Here is a 20,243-nt window from a genome sequence, read left to right as displayed (position 1 = left end):
ATCAGGACGCGTAGCAGCACTGCTAACGTGTCGTAGTTCAATGACTGCTGGAGTAGTAAAAGGCAATGACCAGACAACAGATTGGTGTCATGGGAATGGCAGTAATGGGGCGCAACCTGGCGCTCAACATCGAAAGCCGCGGCTATACGGTGTCGATCTATAACCGTTCCTCTGAGAAAACCGACGAAGTGCTGGCTGACAATCCCGACAGCAAGCTGGTCCCGTTCTATGAGATCGAGACGTTTGTGGCCTCGCTGGAAAAGCCGCGCCGCATTTTGTTGATGGTGGCCGCCGGTGAAGCCACGGACAAGACCATCGAGTCCCTGAAGCCGTATCTGGACCAGGGCGATATCCTGATCGATGGGGGCAATACCTACTATCCGGATACCATTCGCCGTAACCGCGAGCTTTCCGAAGCGGGTCTGAACTTCATCGGTACCGGCGTTTCCGGTGGCGAGGAGGGCGCCCTCAAGGGCCCCTCGATCATGCCCAGCGGTCAGCGCGAAGCCTATGACATGGTGGCCCCGATCCTTGAAAAGATCGCCGCGCGCGCCGAAGACGGCGAGCCGTGCGTCAACTATGTCGGCCCCGACGGTGCCGGTCACTACGTCAAGATGGTGCACAACGGCATCGAATACGGTGACATGCAGCTCATCAGCGAAGCCTACGCCATCCTCAAGGAAGGCCTGGGGCTGTCCAACGATGAGCTGGCCGATGTCTTCACCGAGTGGAACGACGGTGAACTCGACAGCTATCTGATCGATATCACCGCACGCATCTTCAGAAAGCGTGACGAAAACGGCGAGTACGTGGTCGACACGATTCTTGATTCGGCAGGCCAGAAGGGCACCGGCAAGTGGACCAGCAAGAGCGCGCTGGATCTGGGCGTGCCGCTGCCGCTGATCACCGAGTCCGTCTTTGCCCGCTTTATCTCCTCTCTCAAGGAAGAGCGCGTGGCAGCCTCGAAAGTGCTCAAGGGCCCGGCCGACAAGCCCTTTGAAGGCGACCGCGCCGAGTTCATCGAAAAGGTCCGCCAGGCGCTTTATTTCAGCAAGATCGCCTCCTACGCCCAGGGCTTTGCCCAGATGCGTTCGGCCAGCGACTACTACGACTGGAATCTCGACTACGGCTCCGTCGCCAAGCTCTTCCGCGCCGGCTGCATCATCCGCGCCCGTTTCCTGCAGAAGATCACCGATGCCTACCAGGAACAGCCGTCACTGGCGAATTTGTTCATGGCGCCGTACTTCTCCGACATCGCCGAGCGCTACCAGCAGTCGCTGCGTGACGTGATCAGCCATGCGGTACAAAACGGCATTCCGGTACCGACCTTCTCGTCGGCCGTGGCCTACTACGACAGCTACCGCGCCGAGAAGCTGCCGGCCAACCTGGTCCAGGCCCAGCGTGACTTTTTCGGTGCTCACACCTACAAGCGTCTGGATCGCGACGGCGTGTTCCACACCGAGTGGCTTGAAAAGTAAGCTCCACACCGAGTGGCTCGACAAGTAAACCCTGCGACGCCCTGGTGTCTCAAAACCCCGCGCCTGTCGCGGGGTTTTTTTATGCCTTCGGGGGCTGATCGGTGCGACCAAACGCCATCAGCGCCTCGATCAGCGCCATGCCGCCGCCGGGCAGCTCGGCGGCGTTGCGCACCACCACGCTGCGCTCGCGTACCGCCCAGGGCGCATCGATATGGATCAGGGCCAGCGTCATGAGCCGGCGATGGCGCAGCGCGGCGGATTCCGGAATCACGCCGACCCCGACGCCTGCGGCCACCAGACGACAGATCGCCTCGAACCCTGATACCTGAACGCGCAGCTTCAGCTCGGCGCCGACCCCCTCAAACCGGCGGGTCAGAAACTGCATGAGGCTGCTGGTATCCGGCAGCCCGACGTGGAAGTCCTCCACCAGATCTTCCAGCACCACACTCTGGCGCTGCGCCAGCGGATGATCCGGTGCGGTAATCAGCACCAGCCGGTCGGTGCTGAAGTGATAGCGCTCGAGACCCGCGGTGCCGATGGGGCCGGCCACGATGCCCATGTCGGCGCTGCCCTGTTCCACGCCGCGCACCACCTCGTGGTTGAGCCGCTCGCGCAGATCAATGGTCAGCCGTGGTCGCGTGGCCAGAAACTCGCCCAGCACGGCCGGCATCAGTTCGGTGACGGCGGTGGTGTTGGCCAGAATGCGCAGATGGCCGGCGCGGTCGTCGTCGCCTGCCATGTCGTGGGTGAGATGATCAAGCTGGCGCAGTACGCGCCGGGCGTGGGTCAAAAGGCGCTGACCCGACGCGGTCAGCGCCATGCCGCGCGAGCTTCGATAGAAAAGCCGCTTGCCCAGTTGCGCCTCAAGCTGCTGGATGCGCGCGCTGGCCGCTGCCGTGGAAAGACACGCGTGGCGGGCACCCTGGGTAAGGCTCGGCGCCTCGGCCACATGCACGAAAAGGCGCAGATCGGTCAGATCAAGGGACATGGGCTCCTGCCGGAGAAGGGCCGGACGCGCCGGCATGGCGTTCGTCTGAGCCTAACGCAGGGTCCGGCAAAGGCCAATTCTCCCTGCGGCCAAAAGCAGGCAGGCTTCAAGGTAGCCACAGCGAGGAGTCCGCCATGACGAAAGCCGTCGATGTTCCCACCCCCGGTCCGCTTGAAGGCATTCGGGTCATCAGCCTGGAGCATGCCATCGCCGCGCCGTTCTGCTCGCGCCAGCTGGCGGATCTGGGCGCGGAGGTGATCAAGATCGAGCGCCCCGGCACGGGCGATTTCGCCCGCGGCTACGACAGTCGCACCCGCGGGCTGGCCTCGCACTTTGTCTGGACCAATCGCGGCAAGAAAAGCCTGACGCTTGATGTGAAGACCCCCCAAGGCGCCGGCGTTCTGTTTGAGCTGTTAAGTGATGCCGACGTGCTGATCCAGAACCTGGGCCCGGGGGCGAGTGCACGCCTGGGGCTGTCGTTCGAGGCGCTTCGTGAGCGCTTCCCGCGTCTGATTGTCTGCGACATCTCGGGCTATGGCAGCGACGGCCCCTATACCAACAAAAAGGCCTACGACCTGCTGATCCAGAGCGAATCGGGGCTGTTGTCACAGACCGGCACGAAGGACACGCCGGTCAAGGCGGGCGTGTCGATGGCGGATATCGCCGCCGGCATGTACGCCTACAGCAATATTCTCGCCGCGCTTTTGGCCCGCGGTCGCAGCGGACAGGGCAGCCATATCGATGTCTCGATGCTCGAGGCCACCGTGGAGTGGATGGGCTATCCGCTCTATTACGCCTTCGAGGGGGCCGAGCCGCCGCCGCGCGCCGGCGCCTCGCATTCGACCATCTACCCTTACGGCCCCTTTCCCGCCGGGGACGGCCAGTCGGTGATGCTGGGACTGCAAAACGAGCGGGAATGGCAGACGTTTTGTACTGGGGTCCTTGAGCGCCCGGCGCTGATCGATGACGTGCGCTTTGCCACCAATGCCGATCGCAGCGCGGCGCGTCAGGTGCTGGATGGCGTCATTGACGAGGTATTCTCGACTTTGACAGCCGATGAGATCGTGGCGCGGCTCGACCAGGCCGGCATCGCCAACGCCCACGTCAACGAGATGGCCGATGTCTGGGCCCACCCGCAGCTGGCCGCGCGTAACCGATGGCGCGAGGTGGACTCGCCCGTCGGGCCGCTGCCGGCGCTGCTGCCGCCCGGCCAGGGTCGGGCCTTCGACACCGTCATGGGGGCCATACCGGCACTGGGTGAACATACCGAGGAGATTCTGGTCTCACTGGGGCATGACGAGACAACCATCAAGGGCTGGCGCGAGAAGGGAGTGGTGTAAATGGCGACGACATCGATCGATGCGGCAGAGTGCATCAGGACGGCGCGAATGGCGCTGTTTGTGCCGGCGACCCGGTTTGATCGCATCGGCAAGGCGCTGGCCAGCGAGGCCGATCTGGTCATCGTGGATCTCGAGGACGCCGTGGCGCCTGAAGACAAGGTGCTGGCGCGTGAATACCTGGAGCAGTTCGTGGAAGAGTCGCCGGATGTCGCCCTGTGCGTTCGCATCAACGCCCCCGACAGCGAGCACTTCGACACCGATCTGGATCTCTGCGCTCGGCTGCCGGGCGTGGCAGCCATCATGGTGCCCAAGGCCGAGGCCGCCACGCGGCTCAAGCAGGCCGCGGCGCTGGACCGACCTTTGTGGCCGCTGATCGAAAGCGCCGCGGGCCTTGAGTGGATCGACGAGATTGCCGCCGTGGACGGCGTGGAGCGCTTGAGCTTTGGCGCGCTGGATCTGGCGCTTGATCTGGATCTGGAAAGCGACACCCCCGGCGCCGAGGCGATACTCGATCAGGCCCGCTATCAGCTGGTGCTTCACTCCAGGCTGGCCGGGCTGGCCCCGCCCATGGCCGGCGTGTCACCCGTGCTTGATGATGACGATGCTCTTTACACCACCGCACAGCGCGCCCGCCAGATGGGTTTTGGCGGCATGCTCTGCATTCACCCTTGCCAGCTGGCTCCGGTACTTCAGGCGTTCATGCCCGACGCCGAACAGCTCGAGTGGGCGCGCAGGGTGCTTGAAGGCGCGCAGACCCAGGGCGGCGCCTTTCGCGTGGACGGTCAGATGGTCGATGCCCCGGTCATCGAGCGCGCCCGACGTCTGCTGGCGCGCGGCGGTCAGGGCGGTGGCCATCCATGACCCACGCAGAGGCAATGCCTGAGCGGTTTTCAGCCGTTCGAAATGGCAGCGCTACCTGTTTGGACTAACGTCAGGGCGTGACGAGGCCTTTGTGCGCAACAGACCCATCGTGGTCAAAAGGGTAATCATGGTGCCCAGCAACAGTGCCCACGTCGGATTGCTGCTGGCGTCCAAAAGGTACCCTGACCATGTGCCTGCCAGCATAAAAAGTGAGGCCAGTGAAAAGGCAATGCCGACCATGTCGGGATATCGCTTGCCGGCAAAGCGTTTCTGTCGGGCACAGAGATTGGCCACATTGCAGTAGGCGGCCGCGAGATAGAGACAAAAATTCAGCATCATGTAGACGGACAGCACCGGCATCGACACATCATTGCCATACATCCGCACCATGCCCAGCATCATGAGTTCGTCGACGGTCACAACGAACATGGCCAGCGTCACATGATGGCGATAGCGAAAGCGATGTTTCAGGGCATAAAACAAGAGTGGCCCGATCATCGAGCCCAGTCCCCCCAAAATCCCCACCATGGCAACGATTTCCCCCTTGTTGTCGGCCTCGGCTGCCAGCCACGGTGGCATGTAGTAGAGAAACAGTCCCATGGAGAGATAGATCAGCGGCGTTGTCACGGGGGCGCTGGCCGAAAGGCAAAATATCCGGCCACGAAAATATCGGATGCCTTCGATCAGATCGAGGCGTGAAGCGTGATTGCTTCCGGGGTCATATCGATTTTGATTGGATAGAAAAAGCGTGTCGCGCTTCATGGCTGCCCAGCGAAAAAGAAACGACGCCAGTGTCATGATCAGATTGATGACCAGCACGGCATAAAGGGAATAATCGATCAGCAGGCTTCCCAGCGGCCGGCCAATGACCAATGTGGCCAGGGTCAAAAGGCTAAGGGAAAACGCGTTGAAACTGACGGCGGTTCTGTCCGATTCAAGCGACAGGGCGCCGGCATAGGTGCCATTGGCGATGCTGGTGATGACCGGGATAACGGACGTCAATATAACGTAGGTGATCAACACGACCGGTGTTGACAGTGACCCGTCATAAAGCAGGAGCAGCGCCACCAGCGTAATGACCATGTCGTAGACTTCGCAGATCAACAGTACCCGGTAGGGGGAGTAGTGACCCAGCAGCCGTGCCATGACATAAGCACAGGCATTGATGGCCCTGGAAAACGTGGTGTATAGCGCAATCCATACCGGGGACAGCATGCCCACCGCGACCAGTGTTGGCACAGAGCCCTCGACCACGGAAGAGCCGGCGTAGGACAACATCAATCCCGATAACATCAGCATGTGGGGTTGGCGCAAAAGCCCTGACGGCGCCGGTCGGAATGTATTACGGATGCGCCTTGCCCTCACGCCAGTAGCCCATGGCAGACACCTGTCGTTTTGGCACCGCCAGTTCATCCACCAGATAGCGGCGAATGTTCAAACATACCCGGGATTCGGATGCGATCCAGGCATAAAAGCTGTCGTCCGACTCAGGAGCAGACACGTCCCACAGAATCTCTTCATCGATATCGATAGCCAGCGCTGAACTGGTGGCACAGGGGGACGATGACGGCTTCAGCGCAAGAGTGCGCACAGCCCGGGAAAGCCCCTCGCCATGACAGCACCGGGTCTCTTCCCGGGGCAGCCAGACGGCGTCGATCCACTGCGGGATACAGCGACAGTCGGCTTTCAGCGGCACCTCGAGAAGTGCCTGCACCCTGGGTTTCGGGACGCCGGAAAAACGTGCGTCGAGCTCTTCGATAATCCCCATGACGGCCGGCAGGGCGGTTTCATCCGCGACCAGCAAAAGATGCTCGATACTGGCGGGCGGGCGCCACTCGCAGCCGATGGCCTTGCCGGTGTAATGGATGCTGGGCGCATTGATCGACAGGGTATCTCCCGGACGGGCCCGACTCGCCCAGCGCGAGGCCGGACCGGTATCACCATGCAGCACAAACTCGATATCCAGCTCTTTTTTTTCAGGGCGTACTGCACGAATCGTGTAGGTGCGCATGAAGGGGCGCTGTTCGGGTGCCATGTTTTTATAGGCCGAGTACCAGTCCTGTTCGGTCGCAAATCTGGCCGCCATGTCAGCGCAGCCCTGGTCCGACGCCGGAAAGAACAGCTTCACTCTCTGATCCGGCGCAAAGGTCGTGGCCATATCCAGATCGTTTGCCGTAAACGTAAGGTTCACCATGGACGGTGAGATCTGCTCGCGGCGCGTGAGCGTCATGTCAAAAAGCTGATAGGGCGTCGTTGCTGGCATGGGATGGATCCCTGAATGTAGAGGCTATCTGGCGTTAAAGAGAATAATAATGTTTCGCATTTGGTTGCAAGGCGCCATTCACGCAATGTGGTGTCGACCTGCTTCTGTCGCGTCCTCGCGCCTTTTGCGTCATTCGTCGACGAACGCTGCTGGCCCGGCAATTTGCCAGGCGTCGGGATCATTTGAAGGCGGCATTGAGCGTCTCGAGTTCGGTCTGGCAGGCCGTCACGGCCCGAGCGATATAGCGTCCGGCCATGCGCTCGGAAACGTTCAGCCGCGCGCCGATCTCGCGCTGGGTCAGCCCCTCTATCCGGTGCCAGGTCAGGGCCTGACGCAGATGTGTAGGCAGCGTTGACAGCGCCTTGCCAAGGCGCTGAACGCACTGCTGTCCACACAGCTCATCCTCGGGACAGGCACGGGGGCAGACCAGCAGTGGTGCCAGGGTATCGATGGCGATCAGGTCCTGGGCATGGCGACGGCGGTGATCGGTGAGCAGATTGCGCGCTATGCGAAAAAGATAAGCGCGAGGGTTGTCGAGCAACGGGATGTCGTCGGATCTGATCAGCCGCAGGTAGACCTCGTGACAGAGGTCTGCCGCCTGATCCTGACAGGCCAGCTGGCGCTGAAGAAATCTCATCAACGGCTGATGATATTGACGGTAGAGTGAATCGATGGTCGTGGCATGCATCGTGTAACCCGCCGGGAGGCGATCGGTCGACAAGGGCGCGATCGTGTCGAAAATGACGATCAATATCGTCGTGGCCGAACAACCACTCGCAAGTGGTCATTCGGTACGAATCGTGGCAACGGATTGCCCGGGCGGCGCCTCAGCGCTCGCCCGTAACGTTTGCCGTGTCGGTCACGCCCTGATGTGTCGTCAGGCCATTTTTCACCAGGGCTGGCGGGCGCAGCCCGGCGATCGGGTTGATCAGCTCGCCGGCGAACTGCAGATTTCCGGCCGGGTCGGCCAGATCGATCATCTGGCGGTTGTTACGCAGCTGCAGCCGATTGAGACAGGAGAGCGTGAACGTCGGCGCGAACAGGTCAAAACGTGCGAATTTCTCCGCAAACGCCGGGTGGCGGCGTTGATAGTCGACCACGCAGGCGGCGACCCGTTCCCAGAACGTTCGCTCTTCAAGGGTGTCGGTCTCGACCAGAATCTGCGCCAGAAAGCGGAAAAAGCAGTCGAACAGGTCGGTGAAGATCGACAGGATTCGGAGAGGCTCCGGCACGTCAACGGCGATGCGACGAGCCGCTTCGGGCAGCGCCTGGCCGTTGTCGAAAATACCGGTCTCCTCACCGATGTCCTTGAGGATCGCCCCCACCGGCACGTGACCTTCCAGCGCCAGAATCAGGTTCTCGCCGTGAGGCATGAAGACCATGTCATGGGCATAAAAACAGTGCAGCAACGGCGTCATGTAGGCGGCGAGATAGCGGTCAATCCATGCCGTGGCGTCGAGACCGGAGGCATTGATCAGCGCCGGCAGCAGCGGGTGGTCGTTGGCGTCGCGATGGAGTAGCGCCGCCATGGTCATCAGCCGCTGGCGGGCGGGAACGCGCGCGCAGGGACTTTCGCGCCACAGGCAGGCGAGCATTTTCTGATACGGGCTGTGCCTGTCGCAGGCGGCCTCGAACCCGGCGTGGTGATAGCCCAGCGTGGCCACTTCACGCAATACGCTAAAGCGCCGTGCCTGCAGTTCAGGGTCTTCGTTGACCACCTTTTGAACCCAGTCGTTAATGGCCGGCGTGCCATGCATGTAATGGGGCGAGAGCCCGCGCATGAAGCCCATGTTGAGAATCGACAGCGCGAACTTGACGTAGCGACGCTGCGGGCGCGCGGCGTTGAACCAGGTACGGATCGACTGCTGCGGGCGGTAATCGTCGTCACCCTCGCCGAGCAGCACGATGCGCTGCTGGGCGACTTCACCGGCGAAGGTGATGGCGAGCTTGTGGCGCCACTGCCATGGATGCACCGGCATGAAGTAGTAGTCGGCGGCGTCAAGCGCCAGCGCTGACAGCCGGGCGGCGAAACGGGTGCGGGTGGTCTCGTCCAGCTCCTCGCGCAGCAGGGTATCGATATCAAGCCCGTCGATGGCGCTGTAGTCGGTGCAAATCCGGGCCACGGCCAGCCACAGCGGGCGCACCAGCGCCCCGGCTTCCGGAACATAGTGGTGATAGTCCTCCACGTCGAAGCCGATACGGCCGCTGTTGGCCACGAAGCACGGATGGCCCTCGCTCATGGCCGTCTCCAGCGTCTGAAAGTCGGCCAGCGCCAGCGTGTCGGCATCCGGCAGGCCGCGGCCCAGCTTGTAGGCCATGCCAGCGAGCGTGCTGGTGATCTCCTCCAGATAGGTCGTCAGGTTGTCGGGATCGATCGCGAGATGCTCACGGAACTCGAGTAAAAAGGCAGCGACCGACAGCGGCTTCAGCTCGGTGACAGCACCGATCGCCTCCTGTGCCGTCTTCTCCAGCGAGGTTTTCTCCAGTGATGCCTTGTCGATCCACCAATGATCGAGCGCCAGCCGACGAGCCCGGAAGCGATATTGTACCGATGAGGCCTCGAGACGGTACGCGCCCCATCCCGTGGCATCCGGCTCACCCATCTGCGTTGGCATCAGCAACCGCTCGTGGGCGAACTCGGCGATCGCCTTGACTAGCAGATCGCGGTTGGCGCGCGCCCAGCGCTGCGGCTCGAGATGGGCGCAGGTTGGATCGCCGGTCACGGGCGGGCGGCTATCGATTGCATCAAACGCAGCCCGGGTGCAAAACGCCAGATGCGCAGTCTTCTCGCCGAGCCGGATTTCACGGTCGTAGATGAAGCCGGCGCGGCGGTTGAGCGAATGAATCCGGGCATTGTTGACGTCGGGTTCGACCACGATGCGCCGCGTGGCCGGGTCACTGAACAAAAATGCGACGATGGTATTGAGTACCGCCTGGCTGAAGCCATGGATCGGCGTCCCGGTCGTGTCCGGCGGGGCGATCAGAAAATGCATGCCGCGATCGCCCGGCTGTACCGCGTATTGTTCGCCGACCGGGTCGTGACGTGGGTCGTAGCACTCGACCAGAAAGGCGGGCCAGCCGTCATGGAGACCCAGCCAGGCCTGTGCGGCGGTGCTCTCCTGCAGGTCGCGATAAAAGGCGCCGACCCGGTCGCGGCTGTCATTGGTCATGCCCCAGAAGCGGGCGCGGGGCTGGCTGACCCAGCCGTGAACAATCTCAAGATCACGTTCGAGATCGAGCGGGCGCAGGGACAGCGTGCCGATACCGGGCCAGTCGCGGCGAAAGTGCTCATCAGGGGCCCGGGGGCGGCGAGTGGCGATCGCAGTCGTTGCAGCCTGACTGGCATGAAACCGTGTATTGGAAAGCGAATTCATCGAAGGCTCTCTGTGTCTGTGGATATCGCTGCGCCGGCGGATTCAGGCTGTCGCTCGGTGCTGACACGTTCGGGAATGAATACGGCGTTGTCCGGAACACCGAACGTCTGAAACGTGACACTGCGCTCGATCGGATAGACCTCACGCCCGGTCAGTTCGCGGATGATGCAGGCGTTGCGATAGCACGCCATGCCCAGATCCGGGGCGACCAGCCCGTGGGTATGCAGCTCGGCGTTCTGGACGAAGAGATCGCCGTGGGCGCTGACGTTGTAGTAGCGCCCGACCACATAGCGGCCGGCGTCGTCACGCTGGATACGGTGCTCGATCGGCGCCAGAAAGTCCGGCAGGCGGGGGGCGTAGCCGGTGGCCAGGATCAGCCCCTCGGTGCGGTGGCTAAAGTGCTGTGCCTGCTCGGTATGGGCAAGGGTCAGCTCAAAGCGCTGGCGCGCGGTGTCGTAACGGCACTGCTCGAGGACCGCGCAGGTCAGCAGGTGCGTATTCACCGGGCCATGGAGACTCATGGTGTAGAGCCGGTCATGGATGGCATTGATCAGATCGAGATTGATCCCCTTGTAGAGCCCCTTCTGCTCGCGGATCAGACGGTCACGAGTCGACTGAGGCAGGGCGTGGAAGTAGTCGATGTAGTCCGGAGAGGTCATCTCGAGTGTGAGCTTGCCGTACTCCAGTGGGAAAAAGCGCGGCGAACGGGTCACCCAGTTGAGGGTGTAGCCGTGCTCATCGAGGCCTTCGAGCAGATCGAGATAGATTTCCGCGGCACTCTGGCCGCTGCCGACAAGCGTGATGGAGGGCTTCGCCTGCAGCGCGGCCTTGTGCTCGAGGTAGTTGGCCGCGTGTACCAGGCGCTCGCGATCGCCGCTGCAGCAGTCGGGAATCATTGGCTCGGTGCCGGTGCCGAGCACCAGTCGGCGGGCGCGATGGCAGCGCATCTCGCCGCTGAGCGTGTCGCGGCTGTGGACGTGGTAGCAGCCTTGCGCCGCGTCGTAGTCGACGCGCGCCACGTCGTGATTAAAGCGCAGCGTCTCGAGCCGGGTAGTGGCCCACTGGCAGTACTGGTTGTACTCGTGGCGCAGTACGAAAAAGTGCTCGCGAATATAGAAGTTGTAGAGCCGGCCCCGGGCTTTCAGATAGTTGAGAAAACTGAAGCGGCTGGTAGGGTCGGCCAGGGTAACCAGATCCGCCATGAACGGCGTCTGCAGCGTGGCGTCTTCCAGCAATAGCCCGGGGTGCCAGTTGAAGCTTGAACGCCGCTCGAGAAACAGCCCGTCGAGATCGTCGATGGGGTCGGTCAGGCAGGCCAGGCCGAGATTGAACGGCCCCAGCCCGATGGCGATGAAATCGTGAATGCGGCTCTGCATGAGCGTGCTCCTGGTGATGGGAGTGCTCCTGATAATGGAGAGTGCCCTGGTGACTGGATAAGCGCGTGAATGACAGCACCCGCCGCCCTCAGGCGCGGTCGGCGGCCGCGAATGGCGTCGTATCCGCGCGGTGTGTCTCGGCGTCGTGTCCGTCGTCGGGGTCGGTTGCGGCCGTATCGCGAGCATGGTCGGCGGTGAACGCCTCACCGTGGGCTGCGATCCGGCCGATCAGTCGGCTCAGGTCCTCGAGCCGCGTCTGCGGATTGAGCAGGGTAAACTTGAGATAGAAGCGCCCGCCGACCCGGGTGCCGGCGACCACGCCTTCGCCGCGCCGGGAGAGGGTGTAACGAATGTGGTGGTTGGCGGCTTCGATGGTCGCGTCATCGCTGATCCCGGTGGGGCAGTAGCGAAACACCAGGGTGCTGAGTGCAGGTGCCATCAACACGCTGATACCGTCGCGCTCGTGCAGCAGGCGCCAGGTCTGATGGGTCAGTGCGATGACATCGTCGAGATAGCCGCCCAGCGTGTCCGCTCCCAGGGTGCGCAGGGTCAGCCACAGCTTGAGGGCATCGAAACGGCGCGTCGTTTGCAGGCTCTTGTTGACCAGATCCGGCGTGCCCTGGTCGGCCTGATCGCGCGGGTTGAGATAGTCGGCATGATAGGTGACGTGGCCCAGCTGGCGACGGTCGCGCACCAGACAGGCGCTGCAGCTGACCGGCTGGAAGAAGGTCTTGTGGTAATCGATGCTGACCGAGTTGGCCTGCTCGATCCCGGCCAGCCAGTGGCGATAGCGCGGCGACAGTAGCAGGCCGCCGCCGTAGGCGGCATCCACATGCAGCCATAGCCCGTGCGACTGGCACAGCGCGGCGATGCCGGCAATCGGATCGATACTGCCAAAGTCGGTGGTGCCCGCGGTCGCGACCACGGCGAAGGGCAGCAGTCCATCGTGGCGGCAGTCATTGAGGTGCATGCGCAGCGCATTGAGATCCATGCGTCTATTGGCGTCGCAGGGCACCGGAATCACGGCGTCGTAACCCAGCCCGAGCAGTGCGGCGGCCTTCTGCACGCTGAAGTGGCTCACCTCGGAAGCAAGAATGCGCAGCCTGCGAGCATCAGGAGGTAACCCATGATGGCGATTGCCGGCATGGCCGGGCAGTTCGGCGCAGGCGACGTCTCGGGCGATCATCAGCGCCATCAGGTTCGACTGGGTACCGCCGCTGGTGAAAACGCCGTCGGCGCCCTCGCCGAGACCAATGCGCGCCGTCGTCCAGTCGATCAGCTTCTGCTCGATCAGCGTGGCACCGGCGCTCTGGTCCCAGGTCTCCACCGCGGTATTGAGCGGTGCGGCAATCGCTTCGGCGAGAATCGAGGGCAGTGTGATCGGGCAGTTGAGGTGGGCAACGTAGCCCGGGGCGTGAAAATGGACCGCGTGGTCAAGATAGAGCCGCTGGATCTCCTCGAGCCCGGCATCAATATCCGCCAGCGGTCGGTCGAGATCGATGGCGTCGAACTCGGGCTGCAGTTCACCCGGCGCGACGCCGCTGAAGGGCCTCTGGTGCCGGGTCAGGGAGCCGTGCACCAGCGACACGCAGCGCTGCATGCCCAGGCGATAGGCCTCCAGGGAGTGATCGCCGAACAGGGTCAGCAGGTTTTCCGGCACCGGCTCGTGACGGCGCAAGGGTAGGGCGGTGGCAAACTCCGTGTCGTAACGCACGATGTATCCTCCTGACTGTGGGTAGCGGCAAGGTGTTATCGCCGCAGCGGCCGTGCCGGCATGCTCAAACGAGAATGAAAATCATTAATTTTGAGGTGCCGGTCAGGAAGACGCGCCGAACCGCATTTTCTGAACCGGTTTAACAATTCATTTCAAAACAAGGCTCAGCAAAAGCAACGAAGGCAGAAAGGAAAGACGCGATAACGCCGCTGGCACATGCGATGGCAATTGCCAAAGGGTGATAATGAGAATTATTATCTTTCGCAACAACCGCAAAACGATCACAGGATGACCGTTGTGGCGCAGCGCATCTTTCTCGAGCCAGGGGAGCCGTCTTTCCAATGTTGTCGATCAAGTACTTCAAGGGATCCGTAAAATGTCTGGCCCGCGCGCCGCTGCTTGCGGGTGTCGTGGTGAGCGGATGGACAGCTGATGCGCTGGCCCGGCCCGTGCAGGAAAGCGATCAGCCCCCGGATACGATGGTCATCACCGGGGAGAACCTGTCGGATGTCGACGGTCCGACACAGGGGTATACGGCGCAGGCCAGCGATGCCGGTACCAAAACCGCCACACCGCTGGCCGAAACCGCGCGCACGATCAACGTGGTGACGCGCCAGCAGCTCGACGACCAGGGCATTACCAATATCAACGATGCGCTGCTCTATACGCCGGGTGCCTTTACCGGGCTGGCGGGTGCGTCCAAACGTTCGGACGTGGTCTCGCTGCGCGGCTTCCACGGTGGTGATGTGGACAACACCTTCCTCGATGGGCTGCGGCTGCAGTCGGACCCCGGCGCCTACTCGGCGATGCAGATCGACCCGTTCTTTCTGGAGCGCGTCGACGTGGTCAAGGGGCCGGCGTCCGCACTGTATGGCCGAACCATGCCGGGCGGCATGGTGTCGCTGACCACCAAAAAACCGCAGTCGGAGCAGCAGGGGCTCTTCCGGCTTTATGGCGGCAGCTTCGACACCTACGGGGCCGGTATCGACGTGACCGGCCCTCTGAGCGATCCGGACCTGGGCGCCTATCGCTTCACGGCGCTGGGAAGTCGCTCCGATACCCAGTTCGATGTTGCCAAACGCGAGCGCTATGCGCTCATGCCGCAGCTGACGCTCTACCCGGACGAAGACACCGATCTCACCCTGCAGGCCTACCTGCAGCATGACCCGGCCGGCGACTATCACGGTGCGGTGCCCTATGATCTGAGCGTCAGCGGCGCGCGCTTTGGCGGCACGGTTGATTCTTCCTGGTCGGACGCTGACCCGGCCAACGACGTGTTCAGGCGCAACCAGCGCATCTTCTCCTATCAGCTGCAGCACCGCTTTAGCGATAATCTGACGTTCAACTCGCGCGCTCGCTACACCAACATGGATGTGGAAGTGGGGCAGGTCTATCAGGCTGGTTTCACGGGCAACGGTGCGGAACTGGCGCGATATTACTCCGGCTCGGATGAAGACCTGCAGGCCTTCTCGACGGACAACAATCTGCAGTACGAGCTCATGACGGGAGAGGTAGAACATACGCTGCTGGCAGGCGTTGACTTTCAGCGTCGTAAAAATGACGTCAAATTTTCTTCTACATCAACAACCCAGGAGACCGGCGTCAGGCCGCTGGATCCGTTCAACCCCGATTATTCCGGCAGTGCGCTGACCAGGGCGCCCTTTGGCGTCACGGACGATACCCGCAGAGTGCAGCAGGGCGGGATCTACCTGCAGGATCAGATGCGCTGGGACCGCTGGCACCTGACGCTCGGCGGACGTCAGGACTTTCTGGATCGCGAATATCACTCCCATCTCGGTGGCGCCACCGACAGCCGCAGCGACAAGGCGTTTTCGGGCAGTGCGTCGCTGCTGTATCGCTTCGATTCAGGCATCGCGCCCTACTACGCCTACAGCGAGGCTTTCAATCCCAGCGCTGACTCCTCGGTGGATGGCGCCGTACCCGACCCGGTGAAAAGTCAGCAGCATGAAATCGGCATCAAGTATCAGCCGCCCGGGACACGCGATCTCTATCAGCTCGCCTTTTATGACCTGACCCAACAAAACGTCCAGCAGCGCACCAGCGTCAGCCCGGTGGCCTATATCAGCGCTGGCGACATCCGCTCGCGCGGCGTTGAGCTGTCCGCCAACGCAGCGCTCACCGATCGGCTCAACATGATCGCCGGCTACAGCTACAACGATATTGAATATCGCGACAGCATCAGTCAGGACGGCGTCAATATCGAATCCGGCAAGACCCCGGTGCTCTCGCCCGAACAGACGGCATCGCTCTGGATGCAGTACGACTTTACGCACGGCATTCGCGGCGGCGTTGGTGGTCGCTACGTCAAGGGCAGCTACGCCGATGCTCAAAATACGCGCAAAACCGGTGACTACACGCTGGCCGATGCCTTCGTAAGCGTTGATCTGGGCGAAATCTCCAACGAGCTGGATGGCGCCACGCTCAAGCTGAATGCCACCAATTTGTTTGACAAAAAATATGTCACGGGCTGCTTCAACGAGAGTTACTGCTATTTCGGCGATGAGCGACAGGTCACCGCAACGCTGGATTATCGTTTCTAGGAGACAAGGACCGGCCACTAGCGCCTGCTGAAGATGAAAATGCCATACTGGGTGGCTGTGTTATCCACACCCGATGAGCCCTTTCATGACCCGATTTATTGTCCTTGTGCTGACGGCCGTACTGGCCGCCGGTGCACTCTCTGCCGCCGCGACGGTAACGCCTTTCGAATCGCGATTTCTGCGCGCTTCTGCCTCGGATGCCCTGCCGGACACGGTGGCGCGTTCGCTGGGTGAGGAGTCCGAGGCGCTTAATACGCTGTTTCTCGCCTGGGCGGATGATCAGGCGCTGGTGTACAACGGCGCGCTGGCGCTTTCGCGTCACGGCGATACCGCCCGCGAGGTGCTGACCGAATACGGCTTCGAGCCCGGCTTCCAACAGATCCTTTCCCGCTTTGGCCCCGACGCCGTACTGCCGGTGGCCTGGTTTCATGACAACGAGGTGCCGACTCTGACCGCGCGCCACTGGGCGACGCAGCGCTACCGCGAGGCGCGCGGGGCGATTGCCGGCTGGTGGAGCGACGACGAAGCCGACAGTGACGCCACCGATTCAACGACGGATGAAGCGCGCGGCCTGACGCCGTATCAGCGCGGTCTTTATGGCGTCGCCTTTTTACAGGCGGAGGGCTACGGCTTTCTCGATCAGTTCGTGGTGGATGAGCAAAGCCGGGTGCACTGGCTGCAGGGCGAGCGACTGGTCGCGGGCGTGGGGGATTTCTTTACCGGCGGCCTGCGCGATCTGGAGCGCACCGTACAGGGGCCGGAAACCGTGGGGCCGGCCGATATTGCCTGGGCGGGCGTCGATGTCGTGATGATGGCGGGTGCCATCAAGTGGCTGCGCGCCGGTCGCGCGATGCGGGCCGGGGCGCTTGAGAGCCGGGCGGCGGCGGGCGCCAGCGGCGAGCTTAGAAGCTCACGGGCACTGGTACCGGCCGGCCTTCGCTTCACCCGGCTGTCGCGGCCGGCAAAGCTGGCCGCCGTCGGCGCCACGACCTGGATCGTGGTGCGTCACCCGTCGTTGATTAACGGTCTGGGCGCCAACCTGGCGCAGTGGCTCGGCTGGCCGGTGAAGCTGGGGCAGTTTCTGCTGTGGTTTGCGATCGCGCTGCCGTTTCTATGGCTGATTAATCTGGCCTGGCGCTGGCTGATTCGCCCGCTTTTATGGGTTTTGCTCACCGCGAGCCGAGGTTCCAGGCGACTCGACACCAAGGTCTAATACGTTTTCTCCGCAAACGGCCGTATATGCATTCATGCCGGGCATTCGATCCCACCAGGCCCGGCCCCTTCCCGGTCTGTTGCGGAGAACTCACCATGTTTCATATCCCACTCGGTCGTTCACTGGGTCTTTTTGGCGCGACCTGCATGCTCACGCTTGGCAGCCATGCCATGGCCGCCGATGCGCCGATCGTAATCAAGTTCTCCCACGTGGTAGCCGACAGCACGCCCAAGGGGCAGGGCGCGCTGATGTTTCAAAAGCTGGTCGCCGAGCGTCTGGGCGATCGCGTCAAGGTCGAGGTCTACCCGAACTCGTCGCTTTACGGTGATGGCAAGGAGATGGAAGCCCTGCTGCTGGGCGATGTGCAGATGCTGGCGCCCTCATTGGCCAAGTTCGACAAGTACAACGAAGCCATTCAGATCTTTGACCTGCCGTTTCTCTTTGATGATCTGACCGCCGTTGACCGCTTTCAGGCAAGTGATGAAGGCAAAAAGCTGCTCAACTCGATGGAAGACAAGGGCATTCTCGGGCTGGGCTACTGGCACAACGGCATGAAGCAGCTCTCTGCCAACAAGGCGCTGCATGAGCCAAAGGACGCGCGCGGTCTCAAGTTCCGCGTTCAGGCTTCCAACGTGCTTGATGAACAGTTCAAGGAGCTCAGGGCCGTTCCGCGCAAGATGAGCTTTGCCGAGGTGTATCAGGGCCTGCAGACCGGGGTCGTCAACGGCGCCGAGAACCCCTGGTCCAACATCTACAGCCAGAAGTTCTATGAGGTGCAGGACTACATCACCGAGTCCAACCACGGCGTGCTGGACTACATGCTGATCACCAACGCCAAATTCTGGAACGGCCTGCCCGAAGACGTGCGCACCGAGCTGACCGGCATCGTTGAGGAAGTCACTACCGAGGTCAACGATCAGGCGCGTGCCATCAACGACCGCGACCGTCAGGCCATCATCGATGCCGGCACCACCGAGATCATCGAACTCACGCCCGAGCAGCGTGAAGACTGGCGCGAGGCGCTGCGCCCGGTATGGCAGAAGTTTGAAGGTCAGATCGGTGCCGACCTGATCAAGGCTGCCGAAACCGCCAACAGTGCAGGCTGATACGGTGCCGCCTCGGGAGTCATGGCAATGAAGACTGTACTCAATCTCTGGAACCATTTTGAGGAGGGCCTGGTGGCCCTCTTTTTAACGGCCATGACGCTGATCACGTTTGTCTACGTGATGTTCAATAACCTCTATGTGGTCTTTTACGCCGGCGCCGATGCGTTCCCGGCGCTGGAAGGCCCGCTGTTTGCCATCGGCGATGTGCTGCTTGATACCGCCCAGGCGATGACCTGGAGCTCGGCGCTGACGCGCGCCTGCTTTGGCTGGCTGATCTTTTTGGGGATTTCCTACGGCATTCGTACCGGCGCCCATATCGGGGTCGATCTGCTGGTGCGCACCTTCAGCGCGCCGCTGCGCCGTGCCTGCTCGATATTCGTGCTGCTGATCGTGCTGGGCTACGCCGTGCTCATGATGGTGTCGAGCTACGACTGGGTCTCGGCGCTGCACGGGGCGGGACTCGGGGCCGAGGATCTCGACGAGTTTCATGTCATGCAATGGCATATTGCGATGATCGTACCGCTTGGCTTCGCCCTGGTGATTGCCCGGCTGGTGGAGGCGTTCGTTTTGACCCTGCGCGGTGAGCAAAACGGTCTGCAGATGGCGGATGAGGCCGCCGATGCGCTCAAGCTGGCCAGCGATGTTCATTCGGACACGCCGAAGGAGTCACGCTCATGACCATCGCCTTTTTGTTTGTGGCCCTGTTTGTGCTGCTGTTTTTGAGCGTGCCGATCGCGGTGTCGCTGGGACTGTCGGGCGCTCTGACGATTTTGCTGTTCAGTCAGGACTCGGTCCGCTCATTGGCCATCAAGCTTTTTGAGACCTCGGAGCACTACACGCTGCTGGCCATTCCGTTTTTTTTGCTCTCCGGTGCCTTCATGACCAGCGGTGGCGTGGCCCGTCGATTGATCGACTTTGCCAACGCCTGCGTGGGCCATTTTCGCGGCGGGCTGCCGATCGCCTCGGTCATGGCCTGCGTACTGTTTGCCGCTCTTTCCGGCTCGTCTCCGGCAACCGTCGCCGCGGTGGGGTCAGTGGTCATCGCCGGCATGGTGCGCTCGGGCTATACCCAGTCGTTTGCCACCGGCATTGTCTGCAACGCCGGGACGCTGGGCATTCTGATTCCGCCGTCGATCGTGATGGTGGTTTACGGCGCGGCCACCGAGACCTCGGTGGGCAAGCTGTTCATGGCAGGGGTGGTGCCCGGTCTGATGCTGGGGCTTTTGCTGATGATTGCCATCTACATCATCGCGCGCATCAAAAAGATGCCGGCCCTGCCGCGGGTGCCCCTGAAAGAGACGCTGATACTGGCCCGCAAGTCCTTCTGGGGCCTGATGCTGATCGTGATCATTCTGGGCGGCATCTATACCGGCATGTTCACGCCCACCGAAGCGGCCGCGGTGGCGGCGGTGTATGCCGCCTTTGTGGCGCTGGTGGTCTATCGCGACATCAGCTGGCGCGAGTGTCCGAAGGTAGTACTGGAGGCGGCAAAGCTGAGCATCGTGCTGATGTTCATCATCGCCAACGCCATGCTCTTTGCCCACGTGCTCACGACCGAGCAGATTCCACAGGCGATCACGGCCTGGGTGGTCGATCAACAGTTCTCGCCGATCGCGTTTTTGCTGGTGGTCAATATCATCCTGCTGGTGGCCGGCAGTTTCATGGAGCCTTCGGCGATCATTTTGATTCTGGCGCCGATTCTGTTCCCGATTGCCATGCAGCTGGGCATCGACCCGGTCCATCTGGGCATCATCATGGTGGTCAACATGGAGATCGGTATGCTCACGCCGCCCACCGGGCTCAACCTGTTCGTGGCCTCGGCCGTGACCGGCCAGCCGCTGACCGCCGTGATTCGGGCCTCAAGTCCGTGGCTGTTGCTGCTGGTCAGTTTCCTGTTGCTGATTACCTACGTGCCCTTTATCTCGCTGGGGCTGCCCGAGCTGCTGGGGATGTAGTCACTCGATGCGTC

At 62.0% G+C, this 20,243-nt stretch carries 15 protein-coding genes; 8 read left to right on the top strand and 7 right to left on the bottom strand.

Going from position 1 to position 20,243, the window contains the following annotated elements; translation table 11 throughout:
- Positions 1-65: 65 nt before the first annotated feature.
- A complete protein-coding gene (gene gndA, locus ACS92L_RS10565) occupies positions 66-1,478 on the top strand; it encodes an NADP-dependent phosphogluconate dehydrogenase (protein ID WP_438764754.1) in 1,413 nt (470 codons plus the stop codon).
- 79 nt (positions 1,479-1,557) lie between these two features.
- Here the strand turns inward: gndA and ACS92L_RS10560 are convergent, their stop codons facing one another.
- Complete coding sequence (locus ACS92L_RS10560; protein WP_438764752.1) at positions 1,558-2,466, bottom strand: LysR substrate-binding domain-containing protein; 909 nt, start codon at positions 2,464-2,466, stop codon at positions 1,558-1,560.
- Positions 2,467-2,600: 134 nt separating this feature from the next.
- On the opposite strand from ACS92L_RS10560, the gene ACS92L_RS10555 reads away from it, so the two are divergent.
- Both ACS92L_RS10555 and ACS92L_RS10550 read left to right on the top strand, forming a co-directional pair.
- On the top strand, positions 2,601-3,806 hold the full coding sequence (locus ACS92L_RS10555) for a CaiB/BaiF CoA transferase family protein (protein WP_438764750.1): 1,206 nt from the start codon (positions 2,601-2,603) through the stop codon (positions 3,804-3,806).
- Entirely contained in the window at positions 3,807-4,667 is an 861-nt protein-coding gene (locus tag ACS92L_RS10550) for an HpcH/HpaI aldolase/citrate lyase family protein (RefSeq protein ID WP_438764748.1), read from the top strand.
- 51 nt (positions 4,668-4,718) lie between these two features.
- Here ACS92L_RS10550 and ACS92L_RS10545 read toward each other — a convergent pair whose 3' ends face one another.
- The 6 genes from ACS92L_RS10545 to ACS92L_RS10520 all read right to left on the bottom strand — a co-directional run bounded on the left by ACS92L_RS10545 (position 4,719) and on the right by ACS92L_RS10520 (position 13,394).
- Positions 4,719-5,945 carry an MFS transporter gene (locus ACS92L_RS10545; protein ID WP_438764746.1) on the bottom strand — a complete coding sequence of 409 codons (1,227 nt, stop codon included), beginning with the start codon at positions 5,943-5,945 and terminating at the stop codon, positions 4,719-4,721.
- Between the two features lie 64 nt (positions 5,946-6,009).
- Positions 6,010-6,930, bottom strand: a complete 921-nt coding sequence (locus tag ACS92L_RS10540; RefSeq protein ID WP_438764745.1) for a siderophore-interacting protein — start codon at positions 6,928-6,930, stop codon at positions 6,010-6,012.
- 178 nt (positions 6,931-7,108) lie between these two features.
- Positions 7,109-7,567, bottom strand: coding sequence for an RNA polymerase sigma factor (locus tag ACS92L_RS10535; RefSeq protein ID WP_438764743.1), 459 nt, complete (start codon positions 7,565-7,567; stop codon positions 7,109-7,111).
- A gap of 190 nt (positions 7,568-7,757) precedes the next feature.
- Complete coding sequence (locus tag ACS92L_RS10530; protein WP_438764741.1) at positions 7,758-10,304, bottom strand: GNAT family N-acetyltransferase; 2,547 nt, start codon at positions 10,302-10,304, stop codon at positions 7,758-7,760.
- Positions 10,301-11,680, bottom strand: coding sequence for a lysine N(6)-hydroxylase/L-ornithine N(5)-oxygenase family protein (locus tag ACS92L_RS10525; protein WP_438764739.1), 1,380 nt, complete (start codon positions 11,678-11,680; stop codon positions 10,301-10,303). Before ACS92L_RS10525 ends, ACS92L_RS10530 begins: the two co-directional genes overlap by 4 nt.
- 88 nt (positions 11,681-11,768) lie before the next feature.
- Positions 11,769-13,394: a pyridoxal phosphate-dependent decarboxylase family protein gene (locus tag ACS92L_RS10520; RefSeq protein WP_438764737.1), complete on the bottom strand. Its 1,626-nt coding sequence runs from the start codon at positions 13,392-13,394 to the stop codon at positions 11,769-11,771.
- A gap of 341 nt (positions 13,395-13,735) precedes the next feature.
- Here ACS92L_RS10520 and ACS92L_RS10515 point away from each other — a divergent pair, with 341 nt between their 5' ends.
- The 5 genes from ACS92L_RS10515 (at position 13,736) to ACS92L_RS10495 (ending at position 20,229) form a co-directional block, all read left to right on the top strand.
- The gene (locus tag ACS92L_RS10515) at positions 13,736-15,955 is read left to right on the top strand and encodes a TonB-dependent siderophore receptor (protein ID WP_438764735.1); all 2,220 of its coding nucleotides are present in this window, start codon (positions 13,736-13,738) and stop codon (positions 15,953-15,955) included.
- A gap of 85 nt (positions 15,956-16,040) precedes the next feature.
- Positions 16,041-17,168 carry a hypothetical protein gene (locus tag ACS92L_RS10510; protein WP_438764733.1) on the top strand — a complete coding sequence of 376 codons (1,128 nt, stop codon included), beginning with the start codon at positions 16,041-16,043 and terminating at the stop codon, positions 17,166-17,168.
- A 146-nt stretch (positions 17,169-17,314) separates the two neighbouring features.
- The gene (locus ACS92L_RS10505) at positions 17,315-18,274 is read left to right on the top strand and encodes a TRAP transporter substrate-binding protein (protein WP_438768461.1); all 960 of its coding nucleotides are present in this window, start codon (positions 17,315-17,317) and stop codon (positions 18,272-18,274) included.
- A gap of 27 nt (positions 18,275-18,301) precedes the next feature.
- Positions 18,302-18,952 (top strand): TRAP transporter small permease, encoded by a 651-nt coding sequence (locus ACS92L_RS10500; RefSeq protein WP_438764732.1) that lies wholly within the window; start codon positions 18,302-18,304, stop codon positions 18,950-18,952.
- Entirely contained in the window at positions 18,949-20,229 is a 1,281-nt protein-coding gene (locus ACS92L_RS10495; RefSeq protein ID WP_438764730.1) for a TRAP transporter large permease, read from the top strand. Before ACS92L_RS10500 ends, ACS92L_RS10495 begins: the two co-directional genes overlap by 4 nt.
- Positions 20,230-20,243: the final 14 nt, after the last annotated feature.

Origin of the sequence: Kushneria halocnemicola (assembly GCF_965650455.1) — a bacterium.
Lineage (GTDB): Bacteria > Pseudomonadota > Gammaproteobacteria > Pseudomonadales > Halomonadaceae > Kushneria.
Note: the sequence above shows the minus strand (reverse complement) of the source record. Positions and strands in the feature narration are given on the sequence as shown.